Origin of the sequence: Lamprocystis purpurea DSM 4197, from assembly GCF_000379525.1 — a bacterium.
Taxonomy (GTDB): Bacteria; Pseudomonadota; Gammaproteobacteria; order Chromatiales; family Chromatiaceae; genus Thiodictyon; species Thiodictyon purpureum.
Genome location: NZ_KB902553.1, coordinates 66,367 through 84,562 on the forward strand (window position 1 = coordinate 66,367; position 18,196 = coordinate 84,562).

Annotated in this window: 13 protein-coding genes, 1 tRNA gene and 1 pseudogene; 1 reads left to right on the forward strand and 14 read right to left on the reverse strand. The window is 62.0% G+C overall.

All coding sequences use genetic code 11. The features are described from left to right. Positions 1-205: 205 nt before the first annotated feature. Positions 206-1,051, reverse strand: a complete 846-nt coding sequence (gene folE2, locus A39O_RS0128625; RefSeq protein WP_020508087.1) for a GTP cyclohydrolase FolE2 — start codon at positions 1,049-1,051, stop codon at positions 206-208. A 540-nt stretch (positions 1,052-1,591) separates the two neighbouring features. Between folE2 and A39O_RS0128630 the strand changes: the two genes are divergently transcribed. After that, positions 1,592-2,434: a PEP-CTERM sorting domain-containing protein gene (locus A39O_RS0128630; RefSeq protein WP_020508088.1), complete on the forward strand. Its 843-nt coding sequence runs from the start codon at positions 1,592-1,594 to the stop codon at positions 2,432-2,434. Between the two features lie 562 nt (positions 2,435-2,996). Here the strand turns inward: A39O_RS0128630 and A39O_RS43015 are convergent. From A39O_RS43015 to pncC, 13 genes and pseudogenes are all read right to left on the reverse strand, one after another. Beyond that, positions 2,997-4,040, reverse strand: coding sequence for a pilus assembly protein (locus A39O_RS43015; RefSeq protein WP_169338505.1), 1,044 nt, complete (start codon positions 4,038-4,040; stop codon positions 2,997-2,999). Next, the gene (locus A39O_RS43425) at positions 4,004-7,393 is read right to left on the reverse strand and encodes a pilus assembly protein (protein ID WP_051088906.1); all 3,390 of its coding nucleotides are present in this window, start codon (positions 7,391-7,393) and stop codon (positions 4,004-4,006) included. Before A39O_RS43425 ends, A39O_RS43015 begins: the two co-directional genes overlap by 37 nt. Before the next feature lie 6 nt (positions 7,394-7,399). Next, the gene (locus A39O_RS37245; protein WP_020508090.1) at positions 7,400-8,083 is read right to left on the reverse strand and encodes a pilus assembly PilX family protein; all 684 of its coding nucleotides are present in this window, start codon (positions 8,081-8,083) and stop codon (positions 7,400-7,402) included. Between the two features lie 5 nt (positions 8,084-8,088). Further along, positions 8,089-9,228 (reverse strand): PilW family protein, encoded by a 1,140-nt coding sequence (locus A39O_RS0128655; RefSeq protein ID WP_245562007.1) that lies wholly within the window; start codon positions 9,226-9,228, stop codon positions 8,089-8,091. An 18-nt stretch (positions 9,229-9,246) separates the two neighbouring features. Beyond that, positions 9,247-9,408, reverse strand: a pseudogene (locus tag A39O_RS43740) (prepilin-type N-terminal cleavage/methylation domain-containing protein); the annotation flags it as partial. A gap of 46 nt (positions 9,409-9,454) precedes the next feature. Next, positions 9,455-10,129: a type IV pilus modification protein PilV gene (pilV, locus tag A39O_RS37250; protein ID WP_020508092.1), complete on the reverse strand. Its 675-nt coding sequence runs from the start codon at positions 10,127-10,129 to the stop codon at positions 9,455-9,457. A 640-nt stretch (positions 10,130-10,769) separates the two neighbouring features. Beyond that, a tRNA-Ser gene (locus A39O_RS0128665) sits at positions 10,770-10,860 on the reverse strand. Positions 10,861-11,051: 191 nt separating this feature from the next. Then, positions 11,052-11,276: a carbon storage regulator CsrA gene (gene csrA / locus A39O_RS0128670; protein ID WP_026199821.1), complete on the reverse strand. Its 225-nt coding sequence runs from the start codon at positions 11,274-11,276 to the stop codon at positions 11,052-11,054. A gap of 259 nt (positions 11,277-11,535) precedes the next feature. Continuing rightward, positions 11,536-12,768, reverse strand: coding sequence for an aspartate kinase (locus A39O_RS0128675; protein ID WP_020508094.1), 1,233 nt, complete (start codon positions 12,766-12,768; stop codon positions 11,536-11,538). Between the two features lie 324 nt (positions 12,769-13,092). Next, positions 13,093-15,696, reverse strand: coding sequence for an alanine--tRNA ligase (alaS, locus tag A39O_RS0128680; protein ID WP_020508095.1), 2,604 nt, complete (start codon positions 15,694-15,696; stop codon positions 13,093-13,095). A 35-nt stretch (positions 15,697-15,731) separates the two neighbouring features. Then, the gene (locus tag A39O_RS0128685; RefSeq protein ID WP_407635666.1) at positions 15,732-16,208 is read right to left on the reverse strand and encodes a regulatory protein RecX; all 477 of its coding nucleotides are present in this window, start codon (positions 16,206-16,208) and stop codon (positions 15,732-15,734) included. Continuing rightward, positions 16,205-17,251, reverse strand: coding sequence for a recombinase RecA (gene recA / locus A39O_RS0128690; protein WP_020508097.1), 1,047 nt, complete (start codon positions 17,249-17,251; stop codon positions 16,205-16,207). Before recA ends, A39O_RS0128685 begins: the two co-directional genes overlap by 4 nt. Before the next feature lie 129 nt (positions 17,252-17,380). Further along, a complete protein-coding gene (gene pncC / locus A39O_RS0128695) occupies positions 17,381-17,887 on the reverse strand; it encodes a nicotinamide-nucleotide amidase (protein ID WP_020508098.1) in 507 nt (168 codons plus the stop codon). Positions 17,888-18,196: the final 309 nt, after the last annotated feature.

The following is an 18,196-nucleotide window of genomic DNA, read 5'->3' on the forward strand; positions in this document are numbered from 1 at the left end:
CGCCCGCAAGCGGGCTCCTACGGGTTGGATTTTTCGCGGAAATCACCTTACGTTAGATTGTGGAGCAACAAAAAGCCTTTATGTTGACTCATACCTTAATCCTAGGGGCTAAGTCCGACAGGCTGCTAGGTGAATTGCTCTTTCGATTACGATTACGACAACGACAACGACAACGATCGGATTCGTTACCTAATAAATTTCTGAGTCACAACGACGCCTCCGCGATGCGTGCCTCGGCCTCCTTGTCGCGCTCGATCAGGGCATAGGCGGAGTGGTTGTGGATCGACTCGAAGTTCTCCGCCTCCACCACATAGGCCGCGATCCGCTCATCCTCATTCAGGCGGGTGGCGACATCACGCACCATGTCCTCGACGAATTTCGGGTTGTTGTAGGCGCGCTCGGTCACGAACTTCTCGTCGGGCCGTTTGAGCAGGCCGTACAGCTCGGCGGACGCCTCCCGCTCGACCAACTCGATGATCTCCTCGATCCAGATGAACCCTTGGGTGCGCACCTGCACCGTCACATGGGAGCGCTGGTTGTGGGCGCCGTAGGCTGAAATCTCCTTGGAGCAGGGGCACAGACTGGTCACCGGCACCAGCACCTTGATCGCCAGGCTCGGCTCGCCGTCGCGGACCTCGCCGATAAAGGTCACTTCATAGTCCAGCAAGCTTTCCACACCGCTGACCGGGGCGCGCTTGTTGACGAAGAAGGGGAAGCGCATCTCGATGTGCCCGGCCGCGGATTCCAGGCGGCAGGACATCTCCTTGAGCATGTCCTTGAAGGAGTCGACGCTCAGTTCCCGCTCCTGGCTGTTCAACACCTGCACGAAACGCGACATGTGCGTGCCCTTGAAGTTGTGCGGCAGGTACACGTACATGTTGAAGGTGGCTACCGTATGCTGTTCCACCCCGCCGCGATCCTTGACACGGACTGGGTGGCGGATATCCTTGATGCCAACCTTATCAATGGCGATGCGACGGGTGTCCGCGCTCCCCTGGACGTCGGCGATGGTGCAAGTAGCACCGTGGGTGGGTTCGGTCGCTTGCTGCATGCAATCTTACTCAGCGTAACGTTAAGGGCAGGGCACGGGGGAGAGTCGGACGTCCGATCCCGGACATCCGCCCGAGATCCAGTCGGAAAACCCGCATATAGCGTTCACACCTGATATCCAGACGGACCTTCGTGTAGGGGCGGGTTTGAAACCCGCCCCTACGTCCGGTTATCACGTCCGAAGGCTATATACCGGCGCGTCCAGGGATGAGTCGCTTCAATTTTGTCGATTATTGGGGCAGCGCTTCAATCTCGCAAACGCGTGTCGCAGTCTGGAGGGATCCGTCGGCGGTTCTTCGTCAGGCCCCCGTCGTGCGTTGATGTCACCGACTGTGCCGCCGGGGGTCGATACCGGCTGCATGACCTGTGTCAGTGTTTTTTACACCTGCACGCGCCATCCTCAGGATGACAGCAATCGGTGAGAGATAGCATTATGTTATCTATTGGGTTTTAAAACTTGGCGCCATTTTTGCATTAAACTCATCAATGCTCGATTTCCGGGGCGAGCGAGCGCTCGTTCAGATCTTCCAGGAGTTCTCAGATGATGCAGGCCGAACATGTCAGCCAGGTTCCCGGCCGCTCCACTGGAGTCCGAGTCGCATTGTGTGCGCTGATAGGCGCCATGATGCTGACCTCCGAGCGCGCCTCAGCGGTCGCAGTCGAAATCGCCAGGATCGAGTGGGGTAGCGTCGCCGGCGTCGAAGCCTACAACACCTTTGCTGGCCACTGCACCAATGCGGGGGGGGCCGGGTGTCCGGCTGACGGCGAGGATTCGCCTGTGCCGAATGGAAATACCCTGTTCGGTTGGGGCGGCGCAAACGATCCGAATAATAGTGTCATCACTTGGACCAGCCCTGGTGCACTGGGATCCTTTGTCCTGGACAGGATCGAAATCAGCATGACGCAGGTCGATCCTCCGACCGCTCTGGGCAGTGGTAAGGAGGGCGTGATGCAGGGCGTTGGAGCAGCGCCGGTGTGGGAGTGGTCCAACGACGCGGCTGACACGCAAATGGTTGAGGCGATGATACAGATCGGCGTGGGAGGCAACGACGCGGTGCAGCAGGGGCTGTTCAGCGGATTTGTCAAGGGTGACACCTGGTACGCCATGGGAAACACCTTACCAACGCCGGTTTCTTTCGTGTTCTATGCGATCGATTTGGTTGATAAGACGATCAGCGTCAGCGATATGATAGAGTTCCGGCTATACGAGTCCATCTGGAACGGTGTCGATCAGGATTTGCCGGACCTCGTCTATGCGCCGATGACCATCAAAATCTTCGGTACCAGAGGTGACGTTCCGGTGCCTGGCACGCTCGTCCTGTTGGGCTTTGGCCTTGGTGCGCTGCGGCTGTGTCGGGGACGCGCGTCGCGCACCGCGCCTTAGTCGCGTGTCAGAACTAAACCGCCCCCAGCGCGGTATGCGATGTTTGTTGGATTGGCTCGGCCCCGGCAGACTCGACGATTGATGGAGTTGGCGCGGTTTAAAGTCTTGAAGAGCATCAATTTTAAACCGCGTCTCCACCGAGGTTGGTTGAATCCCCAAGGCCGAACACACAATGAAAATTGCGCATTTCGCGCCGGACGCGGTTTAAGTTAGACAACAAATACGATCGTTGTCGTTGTCGTCTCGGGTCACTGACACCGAGCGACGCGCCTTATCCACCCGTCAGCGGAGCTGATTTCGCAGAGTAAATATAGCTTCGGACGTGATAACCGGACGTAGGGGCGGGTTTCAACCCCGCCCCTACACGAAAGTCTGTCTGGATATCAGGTGCGAACGCTATAACCGGACGTAGGGGCGGGTTTCAAACCCGCCCCCTACGCCAAGGATCTGTCCGGATCTCAGGTACCAAGGCGATAATTGCACCGTCTCCACCATGAGCCTTGCCGCCGGCACGCCGCCGGCGGCGGCCACCTAAATTTAGCACTGTTGCCGCAACGTCCCACTAGCGCAATTGCTGCCAGACGCGCCAAGCTTGGATGTCGGCGGCGTTGATCAGTGCCAAGTCGCCTTCGGAGGTGGAGACCACCGTTGTGACCCGACCTGCACCGTCGCCGAAGCTGGACGGTGAGGAGTAGATGCCCGTGTTCCTGCCGCCGGGTGTCAACCGTACGCTGCTGCCCACGACCTTGCCCCCGTCGCTCGTCGTCAGCAGGTCCGCTTCACCGATTGTTCCGTCGAGGTCGAAGTCGAAGGGGGTGATCCCGAGGCGGCTGCCATTGCGCACATCCAAGGCAGTGATCCAACTATAGCCGCCGCCCGCACAGGGGTTGGTCTCCGGAACCAGGCTGACAAAGATCACCCGCCCGCCCTGCACATCAGGTTCGGTGACCACCCGTTCACCCTTGTTAAGGCCGGCGACAGTGTCCTTTTCGATGTCGAAGTCGATATACCAACCTAGGTGCTTGGACCAATCGATCGACTTCGCCGTACTGGTCCGGCCGCGGGTGACTTCCTCGCCTTCGTCGGTGGTCATGCGGAGATTGGTTTCCAGGAACTCCTGCTCTAAGAGCTTGTCGCGGCCTACCGCTGTCTGGGTGTTCGACCCGATATCCCAGATGGCGTAAAAGCTCTGAACCTGCGGTTCTGGGTTCGCTTCGATGTCGGCGAGATCAAGATATTTTCCGGTACCGAACAGGACAAGAGTGCCCAGACCCAGCGGGTGACGGGCCACCGCGATCGGGGCGGTGATCGGTTGGGCAATTCCCTTGGCATCGACGGCGGAGAACAGCGTACGGACTTCCGGTTCTTCGCTGTCTCCGGTGAGGTCGAAGCGGTAAAGGTTGCCGAACAGATCGGCCGCGTACGCAAAATCAGCAACGATATCGCCGCTCTCGATCGAACTGGTGACGACAGTGGCTTGCCCCAAGGCATTTGAACGCTGCTTGCTCGGGTCGTCTGACGGATTCAGCGGGTCATTCCGGCGCCCGACCCCGGTTTCAATCTTCTTGATCACTCGCCCGTCATCCATCGCAATGACATAGAGCACCGCCTGTCCACAAGGGGCCTTGCCGGCCTGATCCTGACCCGGCGCATCGCAGCCCTTGGCGCGACTCCCGTCATCCTCGGAACTGTTGTAGCCGTTGCCGGTAATGACCACCCAGATGGGTTCGCCGGTGGCCCCCCCAACTCCGCGCGAACGCGAACAATGGCCGGGCGTCCAAAGATGTAGCCCAGGTCCGGGTCACCGTCACCGCGGTCGGTGAACTCCCATTGAAACAGCTTTTTGGCATCCAACTCGAGGTTGACCGCGGTGGGGGGCGCATCCGTGACGTCCAGGGCGTAGAGCGCCTGGGCTCCTAGTCCGAGTGTGCCGACGAGCATCGTGTGCCAGCCCGTGTCGCTGAACCGGACATCGCCGATGGCGATGGGGCCATCCACATAGTTCTGGTGTGTATACTCCGTTAGGCTCAGTTGGTGCAGCCCCCGCCGCTTCAGAGGGTCACGGACATTCTCATGCTCCATGAGGACCGGTGGGATAAAGGCGAATGCCTCTTCGAGCGTGTCGGCATAGAACGCATGGAGCATGCCGTCATTCGCGCCGGCATAGACCAGTGTGACGCGATCCCGGTGCTTTTCCTTGTAGGCGATATAGTCCGTCGCGTTGTAATAGAAAGCGGGCGGTCCGACCATGACCGGCGCCGAGTTGATAAAATCACCAAGCAGGTTCGTGCAGGCCGTGGGATTGCTCGTCGGGTCTTTGCATGCCGCGACCTTGTTCGGGACCGGCAGCAGCGGGCGGGTCCGGAATCGGTAGAGTTCGCCATCGACCTCGTAGGTCTTGTCGCCGGCCACATAATCCAGTCGTGCTTTCGCCTCCAGCTCCTGCTCGTCAGTGGCTGTTGTTGGATCCTTACCTGTGAATCCGGCGCCTTTGAGAAAATCGAGCTTCCCGCTATCCGACAAATTGTCCCAACTGAATGGGACTCCCTCCTGGTCGTTCGTTGTCTTTGACGGCGCGGCGGTGATGATCAGTCGTGTGTTGTGCGTTTCTTCGCGGATGGCGTCCGCTGCTGACCGGTAGTAATCCCCGCTGGCCGGATCCTGACAGAGTTGTCCGGGCACGACCTCCAGCGCTGCACAGGGCGGATTGCCCAAGCCGGCAGAGACCTGGAAGGAGCGGATATCACCGCTCCATCCCGCCGAATTCAACCTGGCCTGATAAACCACGTCCTGACTCGCGGTGCTGCCGGTATTGACCGCGGCAGCGGCGGCGGAACTGTCTTTCGCCATGGTGCCGATGAGATTCAAGACCTCCTGGAAGCGTGTTGCCAGCTCACTGGGGTCGCCCGCATTCAGGTAGCCGCCGCGGCCGTTGATTCCGGCATGCCAAGTGTCGTCGACCTTGACCGGAACCGGGATTTTCTTGGACGTCCATGCTCCCGTTGCGTCCAGGCTGATGGCATCATACTCGCCTGGGAAGCCGTTCTTGAAGATCGTACAGGGGGTACCGTCCGGATTCGTGCACGGGCTGCCATCAGGATTGGTCTCGTAGTCGCCGTCTGGATAGTGCACGTTGCCTGCAACACCGAAGCCGACCGTGAACGTGTTGAGATGCTGCCAGTCCGCCGGGTCATTCAGCGGATTCCAAAAGATCTCTTCCGGGGTACCGGACACCGCCCGGATCAAGGTTGGCACGGCGTGCTCGACGATGCCGAGATCGGGCCTCAAGTCGGTGATCCAGGAATAGAAGGCAACGTCCGCCAGCATACCCCTATTCTGGTCCTGGAAAATCCTGGCGTAGTCCGCTGCTGGATCGTACTGGGTGATGCCTTGCGTTTGGGCATACGACTGCTGGCTTGGCGGCGGCAAGTCTTTTTTCTCGCCGTCGTTGTTCTCCAGCCATGCTGGTGGATCGAATCCGCGTGGGGGAGGCGTCTTCTTCGGCATCAAGTCCTCCCAGAAACCGTCGGTGAAGATGACATGGAAGTTCTTGCGACACCCATACTCCCGATTGGTGAGCGAGTCGGGCTCTGCTTGCGGGTAATCCAGATAAGCCTGTTCTGAACTGCAGAACTCATGGGCGCGCAGTGCGGCACTGAGCATAAAAGTACTATCCAGGGTGCGTGTTGGATAGAGCCATTGATAGAAATTCAGCTTGGAGGTTTTCTGGGACGGTGCGTCGGGTCGTGGGTCGGGCTCATAACGGGCGAACGTCGCGGCCAAATTATCGTAAGCGATCTCGCCTTCTTTATACTGACCTTGAATGGAGCCCTGATACCCCAGCCGCATACGCTCCGGAAATCCGGCCATGACACGACTCACGGCGGTCTGTGTGGCGAGCAGGCGGGTACGATAATAACTGAACCAGTTGGCGAAATTTCGTCGTGCCAGGTCACCTTCGGTGAGCGCTTCATCCGGGTCTTTGAGCTTGGCCTGGCGGTCGCGCAGTACATCCGGATAGATATTTGTCTTGTTCTTGTCGAGAATCACGCTCAGATCGCTGATTTCGCCGACGATCACCCGTTCAAGACACTCGGATGGGACCTCGTTCGCTGATATCCGCTGAAGGTCAAGTGCAGCGCACGTGGGGTTCGGTTCTTCGCCTGCGGCGGACAGTTTGTAACGATAGTAGAATGCCGGGCAGTCATTCTTCTCTTTAACGCAGCGCCAGGCCCATGCGGCACCAAGGTCGTACCCTTCCAAACCCTTCTCTTTTTTGAAGCTCTCGAAATCCAGGTGATCAACATCCGCCGAGTACCTATTTTTTGGGCTGATTGAATCCGCGGCCCAATCTTTGCACGCTTCACCGTTTGAAGGCGTCAGGTTCCACACCGGTGCGTAGTGCTGACCGAGATGCAGTGTGCATCCGCTGCCTATGCTGGGGCATGTTTCATCGCAGTTGTCGAAGTTGCCCTCCACGCAGCCCGCACATTCGGCAAAACCCGCAAGCGCATCCACTCGCGCCTTCTCGAAACGCGCATGACCCACGCTTCTTCCTTTCACGTTCAATGGGGGAAGATAGGTCACCGCCGGGTCATAGTATTGACGATTGGTGAGCGCCGCCGTATCCTGCCGGTCGATTCTGGGTGGCGGCTGTAAATCACCGGTGCCCCAGATATCATCGGGCAGAAACGCCTTATTCATGCTCTTGGAATTATCGATCGTCAAAATCACATTCGGCGGCGTGCCGGACAACAAGAAGACGGGGGCGCCGGCGATGTCGACCGTGTTATCCGAGGCGGCCGGAAGCGCTCCCGCCGCCAAGGCGGTGAAGAGACAGAGCAACGCGGCCTGCCACCTGCTCAGACCCCGGCGGTGGGGTCGCGTCAAGCGGCGCGGGCGCGTCTGTGAATTGAAGAGCCGCTGATTCAACATGATGCGATCCTCTGAACCGGTCATTGCGGGTCACGGAAAGAGTTTGGTGATGGTGGACTGCAACACCGCCCCGGAGTTGGTGCCGGGGTCGAGCCCGACCGCCGCGACGGTGAAAAAGTGGTAGCCCTTGCGTTTGGCGGCGTCCTCGAACTCCAGCGGTTGGGCATAGCGGGATTCGATCACGAAATGCGGTTCCACCTCCGCGGCATTCATGCTCCAGTCGACGTCATCCAAGTCGCTCATGGCCTTGCCCTCAAGTTCCGCTCCCTCGGTGTCGGGGTCGAAGTTCTTCCATGACGCGATGATGCCGGGAATGGTCGAAGCGCAACTGGTATCCGCTACCTGGCAACCCGGCCACACATGCGCAGTCCCGCTCGCGGTCACCATCGGGGGTTTGCGCAGCGCCGCGAGGTAACTCAAAGCGGCTTGCATTCCCGCCTCCGCGGCGTGAAAAGCGGTGTTCTGCTGCTTCGACTGGCCGGCCATCAGTTCTTCGAGAACGGAGGTTTGCATACTGTTCAACCCAAGCAGCATCATCACGACCAGGATCAGCAAACCGACGACTAACACGGTACCGCGCTGCCGCTTGGCCGGAACGATGAGCACGGCCGGGGTGCCGGTCGTCGCGGTTACCGCCGTGCGGCGGTTGCCCGGCAGGGCGGCCCTGGTCCAGGGTCGGCTTCGGGTCGAGGGCAGCGTTGGGTGCTGGAGCATTGCGATCACTCTGCAGGAGGATACCAGGGGGCCAGTGAGCGAATGGCGACGGTCGCATTGAAGGCTTCATACAGGCGCCGATCGGCTTTCAGGTCCTGGCCCAGGTCGCGCGGGCTGTTCGGGGCAGCCAGCGCCGGCAGCGTATCCGCCCTGCGTACCTCGTCATCGCTTGTCACCAGGAGTTCGATCCGTGCGCTGGCGACGCGGCCCCAGTGGTTATTCGCGGTCACCGTCGCCGGGGGCTCGCTGAACCGGGTCGCGCCGTCTTGGCCGTCGTAGGTGACGCGCAGGTCGGCCACGTCCATGGTCAGCGATTGGGTATCCCCCGCTGAAGCAGACCAGCGACACAAGGATGGCCGGTATGTCACGGGGTCCGTGATGCAGTTGTAGGCGTTGCCGACGCCGCCGCCTTGAAGATTGCCGTTTTGCTTGTTGACGCAGCAGATAAAGTAAACTTTGAAATCGAAAGGAAAGACGCGGGGGCGGATCGTCTTGCCGATGCCCAGTGTGCTGCCCTGTAATTTGGTCAAGGCCATATTCAGGTCTGGATCAAGACCAAGTGGTAGTATCGGCAGATCATCGTCATCCTCATCGCTCGACACCACAAATAGATCAGTTGTCTCGCAGTCGGTGATCAGCGCCAGACCGCCGGCCGTGATCCCTGCGGCCTTGACATCACCGGGCGTGACCCCGCTAATAAGCGTAATGGGATCTGTGAGTGCCTTCTGAAGGGCCTCTGGGGTTTTTTCTTTGATCGTGCGATTCTGTGCATAGAAACCTTCGCCGAAGGTGCCCCAGGAGACCAGCACATCACCGCGCAGCCAGCGCTCGCCGACCGCGGTCTGGGCCTTCGCGGTGAGACCAGCCAGTGCGCTCGCGGCCTTCCCCGGTGTGGCCGATGGGCTATAGCCGAGCGGTACCTTGGTGCCGATCTTTGCCTTGCCGGTGCAGTTGTCGACGTCAGCCAGCAGCGAACAGGCGAGCACGTTTAATGTCCCTTCGAACTCGTCGTGTGCGATATTGCGGCAAGCAGGGCTCCGACTGGGGCGCAGCTCGCGGGCCAGGAACTGCATCGCGTAGCGGCCGTTTTCCTGAGTCCGGGCTTGGGCTTCGGCCAGCCGATAGGCGGTGCGGGCGGACACCATCACCTGGATGATCCCGGCGAGGAGGAAGAGTCCGAGCACCATCGCGACCAGCACTTCGATCAGTGACAGTCCGCGCGCGGGCCGCGGCGACCGACAGTTCCGTGCCTGGGTGCGGCCGGGTCGACCCACCAATGCTGTGCGGGGAGAACGGATCATCGGCATATGCCCCAAAGTGAACATCCGGACTCGTTGCCACCTGACGTCGGTTTAGCCAAGGCCGTGCCGGCTAAAGCACCGGCAGGCGCGTGCAGACGCGAAAGGCTGTGTTGATAGGCGTCTTGCTCTTAGACGCGCTTCTGGGATCGCTGCGTGAGTCATCCCAGCGGACGATAATCTCGCAGTTTCCGACCCCGCAGTCCCCGGCCGTCTTGCAATCGATCTCCATCGCATTGTCCGAGTCCCTCGTCAGCCCATCCACCGGTTTCGATTTCGCGCCGGGTGCGGGCAGCGGCAATCCCAGCGCACAGAAATCCCGCTCCCACCGGCTGAGTGGCGTTGTTTCCTCGTCGCCTTCGCCATCGTCCTCAGCCTTGCCGCAGGTCCCTTGAAGGATGGACGCCTTCAAGTCGGTGAGGAGCGCGGTTGGGTCCGCACGCACCCGATCGATCAGGTCGGTAATGGCAAAGCTGGCGATACTGCGAAATCGGCTGCTGTCGTTGGATTTCAAAACAGAGACTTGCAGGGCGGCGATTCCGAGAAGCCCAACCGCGAGCACGATGACCGCGACCAGGACTTCCAGGAGTGAGAAACCCTGGCTGTCAGGGAGCAGCGCAGGTCGATGGCGGAACGGACGCGCGGGTCGCTGTTTCCTCCAGGAAGACTGGCGCAACGACGCGACAACAGGCAAGCTGCCGGCGTCGTGGCGCGATAAGGCCTCTGTGCAGTTCGACATCACCATCATCCATTTTGGATCTGGAGAAAGTCAGGGAATACCTTTCCTATCATAACTCTACCTCCATCCGTCAGGCCGCGGGTCCGATTTCCGACGGACTTTCACGAAATTCGGACGGACGGACGGAGCGGATGCCTTAAGCCTCGACTCAGCCAACGGCGGTTGCGTCGATCAAGGGCGAAAGGACTCCTCTTGCGCTGTTCTTGATGGAGTATACAGCGGCAGGCGGTGATCTTGTGTGAACCAGGACGCGCGCCGGTCGTTTCGACTTTGGGCGGCAGTAACCGGCATGGCGCCGTCGGCGGGACCGATGGTGGATGCGCTGCGCTTACCCACCCTACGAAACCGGCTGCGTTGTCGGTTGGATAAGGCGCGCCGGCCTCGATCAAGATTCCGGCCACTTGGACTCGCCGGGTGCGTAGTCAGGCCATCCTGGCCTGACATCCTCAGGGCTGGAAGCCCTGACTACGCACGCCGCTGGCCGGGATTACGATCAAGGCCGGCGCGCCGCTCGGTGTCAGGGACCCGGCACAGGGGTCGCGCGATGCTGCCCAAACTTGGAATTGCTGCCCGGCACACCAGGCATCGCGGCCAGCGTCCGGCGCGGGAGGGGTTCGGTTGGGCAGGGGGGTATCAGTACCGTTAAAAATGGCGGAGAGAGAGGGATTCGAACCCTCGATGGGCTTTTGACCCATACTCCCTTAGCAGGGGAGCGCCTTCAGCCGCTCGGCCATCTCTCCAAAAAATCTTCGAACCAACGCGGTAACCACTGCTTTGCGACCAGCAGCGACGGAGTGTTCTGCTGTCTCCTTGTGGGATAAATCCTGCGGCTGCGGTGGATTCCTGATGATCAGAACCATCGCCGACCGAGCTTATCGGACTCGCAAGATACGAGTCCGATATTATAGCGCGGTCAGAGTTCGCTTACCAGTTACTCTGGCGCGGCGGCCTCTTCGCTGGTGCCGGGCGCGGGCCCGTGACCAGCTTCCGCTTGCTCGCGTTTGATGCGTTCGTAGATCTCCTCGCGATGCACGGCGACGTCCCGCGGGGCGTTGACGCCGATGCGGACTTGGTTACCTTTTACGCCAAGGACTGTCACGGTGACTTCGTCACCAATCATAAGGGTCTCGCCGACACGGCGAGTTAAGATCAACATCGTTGCTTTCTCCCTTCGTTCCTTTATCCGACATACGTGGTGCGCCCGAACGTAACCGCGGCAATCATCCGCGCCCGGTTGCGCGGGCACCAACCACACCCAGACCAAGCAGGGGGTGCACAACCCCCACTTGGGATTCTAACAATAGCTTAGGCTGAGCCCAAGCTTTTGCTGCAATTCCATGACATCTCTCAGCCAAATAAATTATTTTAGGCCATGAAAATCGTGACGTGCGTCCTGCACCGCCCGCGCCAACGGATCAGCCCGCCTGATTCGGGCGGTCGAGTTCGAAGGCATCGTGCAGGCAGCGCACCCCGAGTTCCAGATATTTTTCATCGACGACGACCGAGATTTTGATCTCGGAGGTGGAGATCATGCGGATGTTGATCCCCTCGCGTGCCAGGGCGCCGAACATGGTGCTGGCGATGCCGGCATGGTTGCGCATCCCCACGCCCACCAGCGAGATCTTGACGATGCGCTTGTCGCCGAGTACCTGACGTGCGGCCAGCGTCGCGGCCGTCTTGTTGAGGCAGTCCAGGGCGCGGTCGAAGTCGTTGCGGTGCACCGTGAAGGTGAAGTCGGTGGTGGTCTCATCCGGTGCAATGTTCTGGACGATCATGTCGACTTCAATGTTGGCATCGGCGATCGGCCCGAGAATCTTGTGGGCGACGCCGGGCTGATCCGGCACGCCCAGGACGGTCAATTTAGCCTCGTCTCGGCTGAAGGCGATGCCGGCGATCTTGGCGTCTTCCACGGTGTCTTCCTCAAATGTGATCAGCGTGCCCGCGCCCTCATCGAAACTGGAGAGCACGCGTAATGGGACCCGATATTTCCCGGCGAATTCCACCGAGCGGATCTGCAGGACCTTGGAGCCGAGACTCGCCATCTCCAGCATCTCTTCGAAGGTGATGCGATCGAGCTTGCGCGCCTTGGGTTCGACACGCGGGTCAGTGGTGTAGACGCCGTCCACATCGGTGTAAATCTGGCACTCATCGGCTTTGATGGCGGCCGCGATGGCGACCGCTGAAGTATCAGAGCCGCCGCGCCCGAGTGTCGTGATATTGCCCTGCGCATCGATGCCCTGGAACCCGGCGATGACCACCACCCGGCCGGCATCCAGGTCGGCGCGCACGCGGGCCGCGTCGATATCGCGGATGCGCGCCTTGTTGTGGGTGCTGTCGGTCAGGATGTGAACCTGAGCGCCGGTGTAGGAGCGCGCCGGGCAGCCCTGGGCATCCAGCGCCATCGTCAGCAGGGCGATGGTGACCTGCTCGCCGGTCGAGAGCAGCACGTCCAGTTCCCGCGGCAGCGGTTGCTCCTGGACCTGCTTTGCCAGCCCGATCAGCCGGTCGGTCTCACCGGACATGGCGGAGACCACCACCACGACCTGGTTGCCCTGGTCGCGCCAGCGCTTGACGCGGTCAGCGACGGCGCGGATGCGCTCGCTGTTGGCGACCGAGGTGCCGCCATATTTCTGTACGATCAAAGCCATCAAAATCTCTACTGCAATGGGAAATGAGTCATTCTAGCAGCCTGTCGGACTTAGCCCCTAGGATGAGGGCATGAGTCAACATAAAGGCTTTTTGTTGCTCCATAATCTAACGTAAGGTGATTTCCGCGAGAAATCCAACCCGTAGGAGCCCGCTTGCGGGCGACGGGTGGGGGCACAATGACGCGATTCCGGCAGGTCACGTCGCCCGCAAGCGGGCTCCTACGGAGCTTGATTCTTGATAGCGCCTTATTCGGAAGTCGCCTAAAGTCCGACAGGCTGCTAGCATCATGATTTAAAGAATTTTGTGGCGGCTGATCCTGGACGTCAGGCCAGCCGCTGCCGGACCCACTCTTCCACCAGCCCCAAGGCCGCCGGCAGACCCGCGGGGTCGGTCCCGCCGGCCTGCGCCATGTCGGGCCGTCCGCCGCCCTTGCCGCCGACTTTGGCGGCCACCTCGCGGATCAGGTCGCCGGCCTTGAGCCGATCGGTCAGGTCCTTGGTGACGCCGGCCGCCAGACTCACCTTGCCGTCCGCCGTGCTGGCCAGGACGACGACCGCGGAGCCGAGTTGATCCTTGATCTGATCCAGGGTCTCGCGCAGCGCCTTGGGATCGACGCCGTCGATCCGCGCGGCCAGGACCTTGACCGCGCCGACCGCCACCGCCTGAGAGGCGAGATCCTTGCCGGCCGAACTCGCCAGCCGCGACTTGATCTGATCCAGCTCTTTTTCCAAGGAGCGGCCGCGCTCGATGAGGGTCGCGACCCGATCGTCCAGATCCTCGCGTCCGCCCTTGAGCAGCCCGGCCAGGCGCAGCACCCGGTCCTCATCCGCCTCCACCCAGTCCAGCGCGCCGGCGCCGGTCATGGCCTCGATGCGCCGCACGCCGGAGGCGATGCCGCCCTCGCCGACGATCTTGAACAGGCCGATATCGCCGACGGCTTTGACGTGCGTGCCGCCGCAGAGCTCGGTGGAGAAATCGCCCATGCGCAGCACCCGCACCTGATCGCCGTATTTCTCGCCGAACAGGGCCGCGGCGCCGGTCGCCTTGGCGTCCTCCAGATCCATGATCCGGGTCTCGACCACATGATTCTTGCGGATCTCGCGATTGACCAGCCGCTCGATCTCGAGCAGTTGCGCGCGGGTGACCGGTTCGAAGTGCGAGAAGTCGAAGCGCAGACGCTCCGGGCCGACCAGTGAGCCCTTTTGCTGTACATGATCACCCAAGGTTTGACGCAGGGCGGCATGTAACAGATGGGTGGCCGAGTGGTTGAGTGCCGTGGCATGACGCCGCGTGTCATCCACCTGTGCCGCGACGCTGTCGCCGACCCGCAGCTGGCCGATGACGACCCGCCCCAGATGATAGATGACGCCTTCGGCCTTTTTCTGGGTATCGCCCACCTCGAAGCGCCCGCTCTCTCCGGTGAGCCAGCCGCGGTCGCCGACCTGACCGCCGGATTCGCCGTAGAAAGGAGTGAGGTCGAGGATGACCAGTCCGTCCTGGCCCTCATCCAGGGCATCACAGGAGTGGCCGTCCCGGTACAGGGCGACCACGGTGGCGGTCTCATGCAGGTAGTCGTAACCGCAGAATTCGGTCTGGCCCTGGATGTCGATGGCGACGTCCTGCCCCGCCCCGAACTGGCTGGCGGCGCGGGCGCGGTCTTTCTGCGCATCCATGGCGCGCTCGAAGCCCGCGAGGTCGAGTGTCAGGCCGCGCTCACGGGCGATATCGGCCGTCAGATCCGTGGGAAAACCGTAAGTATCGTAGAGTTTGAAGACCGTGTCACCGGGGATGCGGCGGTCGGCCAGCCCGGCGATCGCCGTCTCGAGGATGCCCATGCCATTGGTCAGGGTCTCGGCAAAGCGCTCCTCCTCCAGTCGCACCAACCGCTCAACTTGAGTCTGGGCGGTGCGCAGTTCGGGATAGGCGTCGCCCATTTCGGCGACCAGGGGCGCGACCAGCCGATAAAAGAAAGGCGCGGTGCAGCCGAGACGATACCCGTGGCGGATGGCACGGCGCATGATGCGGCGCAGCACATAGCCGCGACCCTCGTTACCGGGGGTGACGCCGTCGGTGATCAGGAAGGCGGTGGAGCGGATGTGATCGGCGATGACGCGCAAGGATTGGTCGGCCTGGTCCGCGCACCCGGTGATCGCGGCCGCCGCGGCGATCAGCTTCACGAACAGATCGATATCGTAGTTGCTGTGCACCCCCTGCATGACCGCCGCCAGGCGCTCCAGGCCCATGCCGGTGTCGACCGAGGGCCGGGGCAGGGGTGTCAGGGTGCCGTCGGCGGCACGGTTGAACTGCATGAAGACCAGGTTCCAGATCTCCACGTAGCGGTCGCCGTCCGCGTCCGGCGAGCCGGGTGGCCCGCCGGCAATCGCCGGGCCGTGGTCATAGAAGATCTCGGAGCAGGGGCCGCAGGGACCGGTGTCGCCCATGGACCAGAAGTTGTCCGCGGCGCCGCAGCGCGAGAAGCGTTGCGGGTCGACCTTGATCTCGTCGAGCCAGATGGACGCGGCCTCGTCGTCTTCGGTATAAACGGTGAACCACAGCCGCTCGGGCGGCAGGTGCAGCACCCGGGTCAGATAATCCCAGGCGTAGTGGATCGCCTCGCGCTTGAAATAGTCACCGAAGCTGAAGTTACCCAGCATCTCGAAGAAGGTGTGGTGGCGGGCGGTGTAGCCCACGTTCTCCAGGTCGTTGTGCTTGCCGCCGGCGCGCACGCACCGCTGTGAGGTCACGGCACGGGTATAGGGACGGCGCTCGCGGCCAAGGAAGGCGTCCTTGAACTGGACCATGCCGGCGTTGGTGAACAGGAGCGTGGCATCATTGGCTGGAATCAGCGGGCTGGAGGCGACCGGCTGATGGCCCTGTTGCGCAAAATAGTCGATAAAGCTGGCGCGCAGGTCGGAACTGGTGGTCATGTGGGATACTCGAATGGACCGCGGAAACGGATCGGTCAGTCGTGCCGACGCAGGAGGCGGTGGATCAGCTCGGCGGGAAATCCGCGGCTTTCCAGAAAACGCCCGCGCCGACCCAGGTCGGCATGATCGGTCGGTGGGGCCGGCCCAAAGCGCCGGTCGTGGGCCTGCGTCAGCAAGGCCGGCCAAGCGTCATTCATGGCGTGTAACTGGGGATCAATAGCCGCGTCCGAAAGGCCCTTGTCACGCAGTTCGGCGCGGATGCGCAGCGGACCAAAGCCTTTGCGCGCCCGCTCGGACACATAGACCTCGGCCAGCCGTGCCTCGTCGAGCGCCCCGTGCGCGACCAGCCGGTCCAGTGCCGCGGCAATGACCGCGGTCGCATAGCCGCGGGCCGCGAGCTTGCGTTCCAACTCCAGCCGCGAGTGCTCACGGGCGGCAAGCAGCTTGAGCGCACGGGATTCGACCTCGATCGTCGGCGCGTCATCCGCCGCGGTCAGGGCGTGCGCGCTCAGGGCTCGAGCTCCGCGGCCTCGAGCGGGTCGGCGGCAGGCGCATCATCGACCGGGCGCGGGAGCATCTGCTCGCGGATCCGGGCCTCGATGGTCTTGGCCAGATCCGGGTTTTCACGCAGGAAGATCCGCGCATTGTCCTTGCCCTGACCGATGCGGTTGCCCTGATAGCTGTACCAGGCGCCGGATTTGTCGACGATGCCGGCGGCCACGCCGAGGTCGACGATCTCACCCTCGCGCGAGATGCCCTCGCCGTAGAGGATGTCGAACTCGGCCTGCTTGAAGGGCGGCGCGACCTTATTCTTGACCACCTTGACCTTGGTCTCGTTGCCGATGACCTCGTCACCCTTTTTGATACTGCCGGTGCGGCGGATGTCGAGCCGCACCGAGGCGTAGAACTTGAGGGCATTGCCGCCGGTTGTGGTTTCCGGAGAACCGAACATGACCCCAATTTTCATACGGATTTGATTGATGAAAATGACCAGGCAGTTCGAGCGATTGATGTTGCCGGTGAGCTTGCGCAGCGCCTGGGACATCAGGCGCGCATGCAGTCCGACATGGGAGTCGCCCATCTCGCCCTCGATCTCGGCTTTCGGGGTCAGGGCCGCGACCGAGTCGACGACCACCAGGTCCACCGCCCCGGAGCGCACCAGCATGTCGGTGATCTCCAGCCCCTGTTCGCCGGTGTCGGGCTGCGAGACCAGCAATTCGTCGATATTGACGCCGAGCTTCTGGGCATAGCCGGGGTCCAGCGCGTGCTCGGCATCCACGAAGGCGGCGGTGCCGCCGAGCTTCTGGATCTCGGCGACCACATGCAGGGTGAGGGTGGTTTTGCCCGAGGATTCCGGCCCGTAGATCTCGACGACCCGGCCGCGCGGCAGTCCGCCGATGCCGAGCGCGAGATCCAGACCGAGGGAGCCGGTGGAGACGACATCGACGTTGCGCACGGCGCCAACGTCGCCCATGCGCATCACCGAACCCTTGCCGAATTGCTTTTCGATCTGGGTCAGGGCCGCGGCCAAAGCCTTTTTGCGATTCTCGTCCATCGGGTCTCCGTTGGTCCTAATCCGGGCACCGGGTGCGCCCCTTGCGTCGGCGGCAGGTGTCCAGGGCTTGGAAAGTCGGTGATTATCGCACAGGGCATTCAAACCCGACAGAATTTGAACCCTGAGCGCTCAGCCATCCGACCGGCTCTGACCCGCAAGCCGTTCGATCAGGCCTTCCAGGGCGAACCGCACGGCCTGATGGCGCACCTCATCGCGATCACCGGCAAATTGCAGGCGCCGCGTCCAGGGCGGGCCGTCCGGAATCGACCAGGCGAACCAGACCGTGCCTACGGGTTTGTCTTCACTGCCGCCGCCGGGTCCGGCGATGCCGCTGACCGCCACCGCCACCTGGGCCTGGCTGCGCTCAAGGGCCCCGGCCACCAGTTCCAGGACCACGGGTTCGCTGACTGAGCCGCTGGCCTCCAGGGTGGGTGGACGGACCCCCAGCATGGCCTCCTTGGCGGCGTTGCTGTAAGTGACGAAGCCGCGATCGAACCAGGCGCTGCTGCCGGCGACATCGGTCACCACCTTGGCGACCCAGCCCCCGGTGCATGACTCAGCCGTGACCAGGCGCAGTCCGCGGGCCATGAGCAGCGTCCCGAGGCGGGTTGCAAGAGCGTCGAGTCGTTCAGTCATAATGTTCAGTGTCCTTCAGCGGTCGGAACTGCACAAGAACCGGGTTGAGTTGGGGCCGCCCCCCCCTGGTGCCGGGGCCGGTCGCGCGCGCTCACGCGGAGGCGGTCGACGGTCAGCCCTGCCCGCGGCGAGGCATTGATCGTAATCCCGGCCGGCGGCGTGCGTAGTCAGGGCTTCCAGCCCTGACGGTGTCAGGCCAGGATGGCCTGACTACGCACCCGGCGAGCCCAAGTGGCCGGAATCTTGATCGAGGCCCGCGGCGACACATGTTGCGTGCTGGACGTTCCGGTAATCGCCCAGGATGCAGGC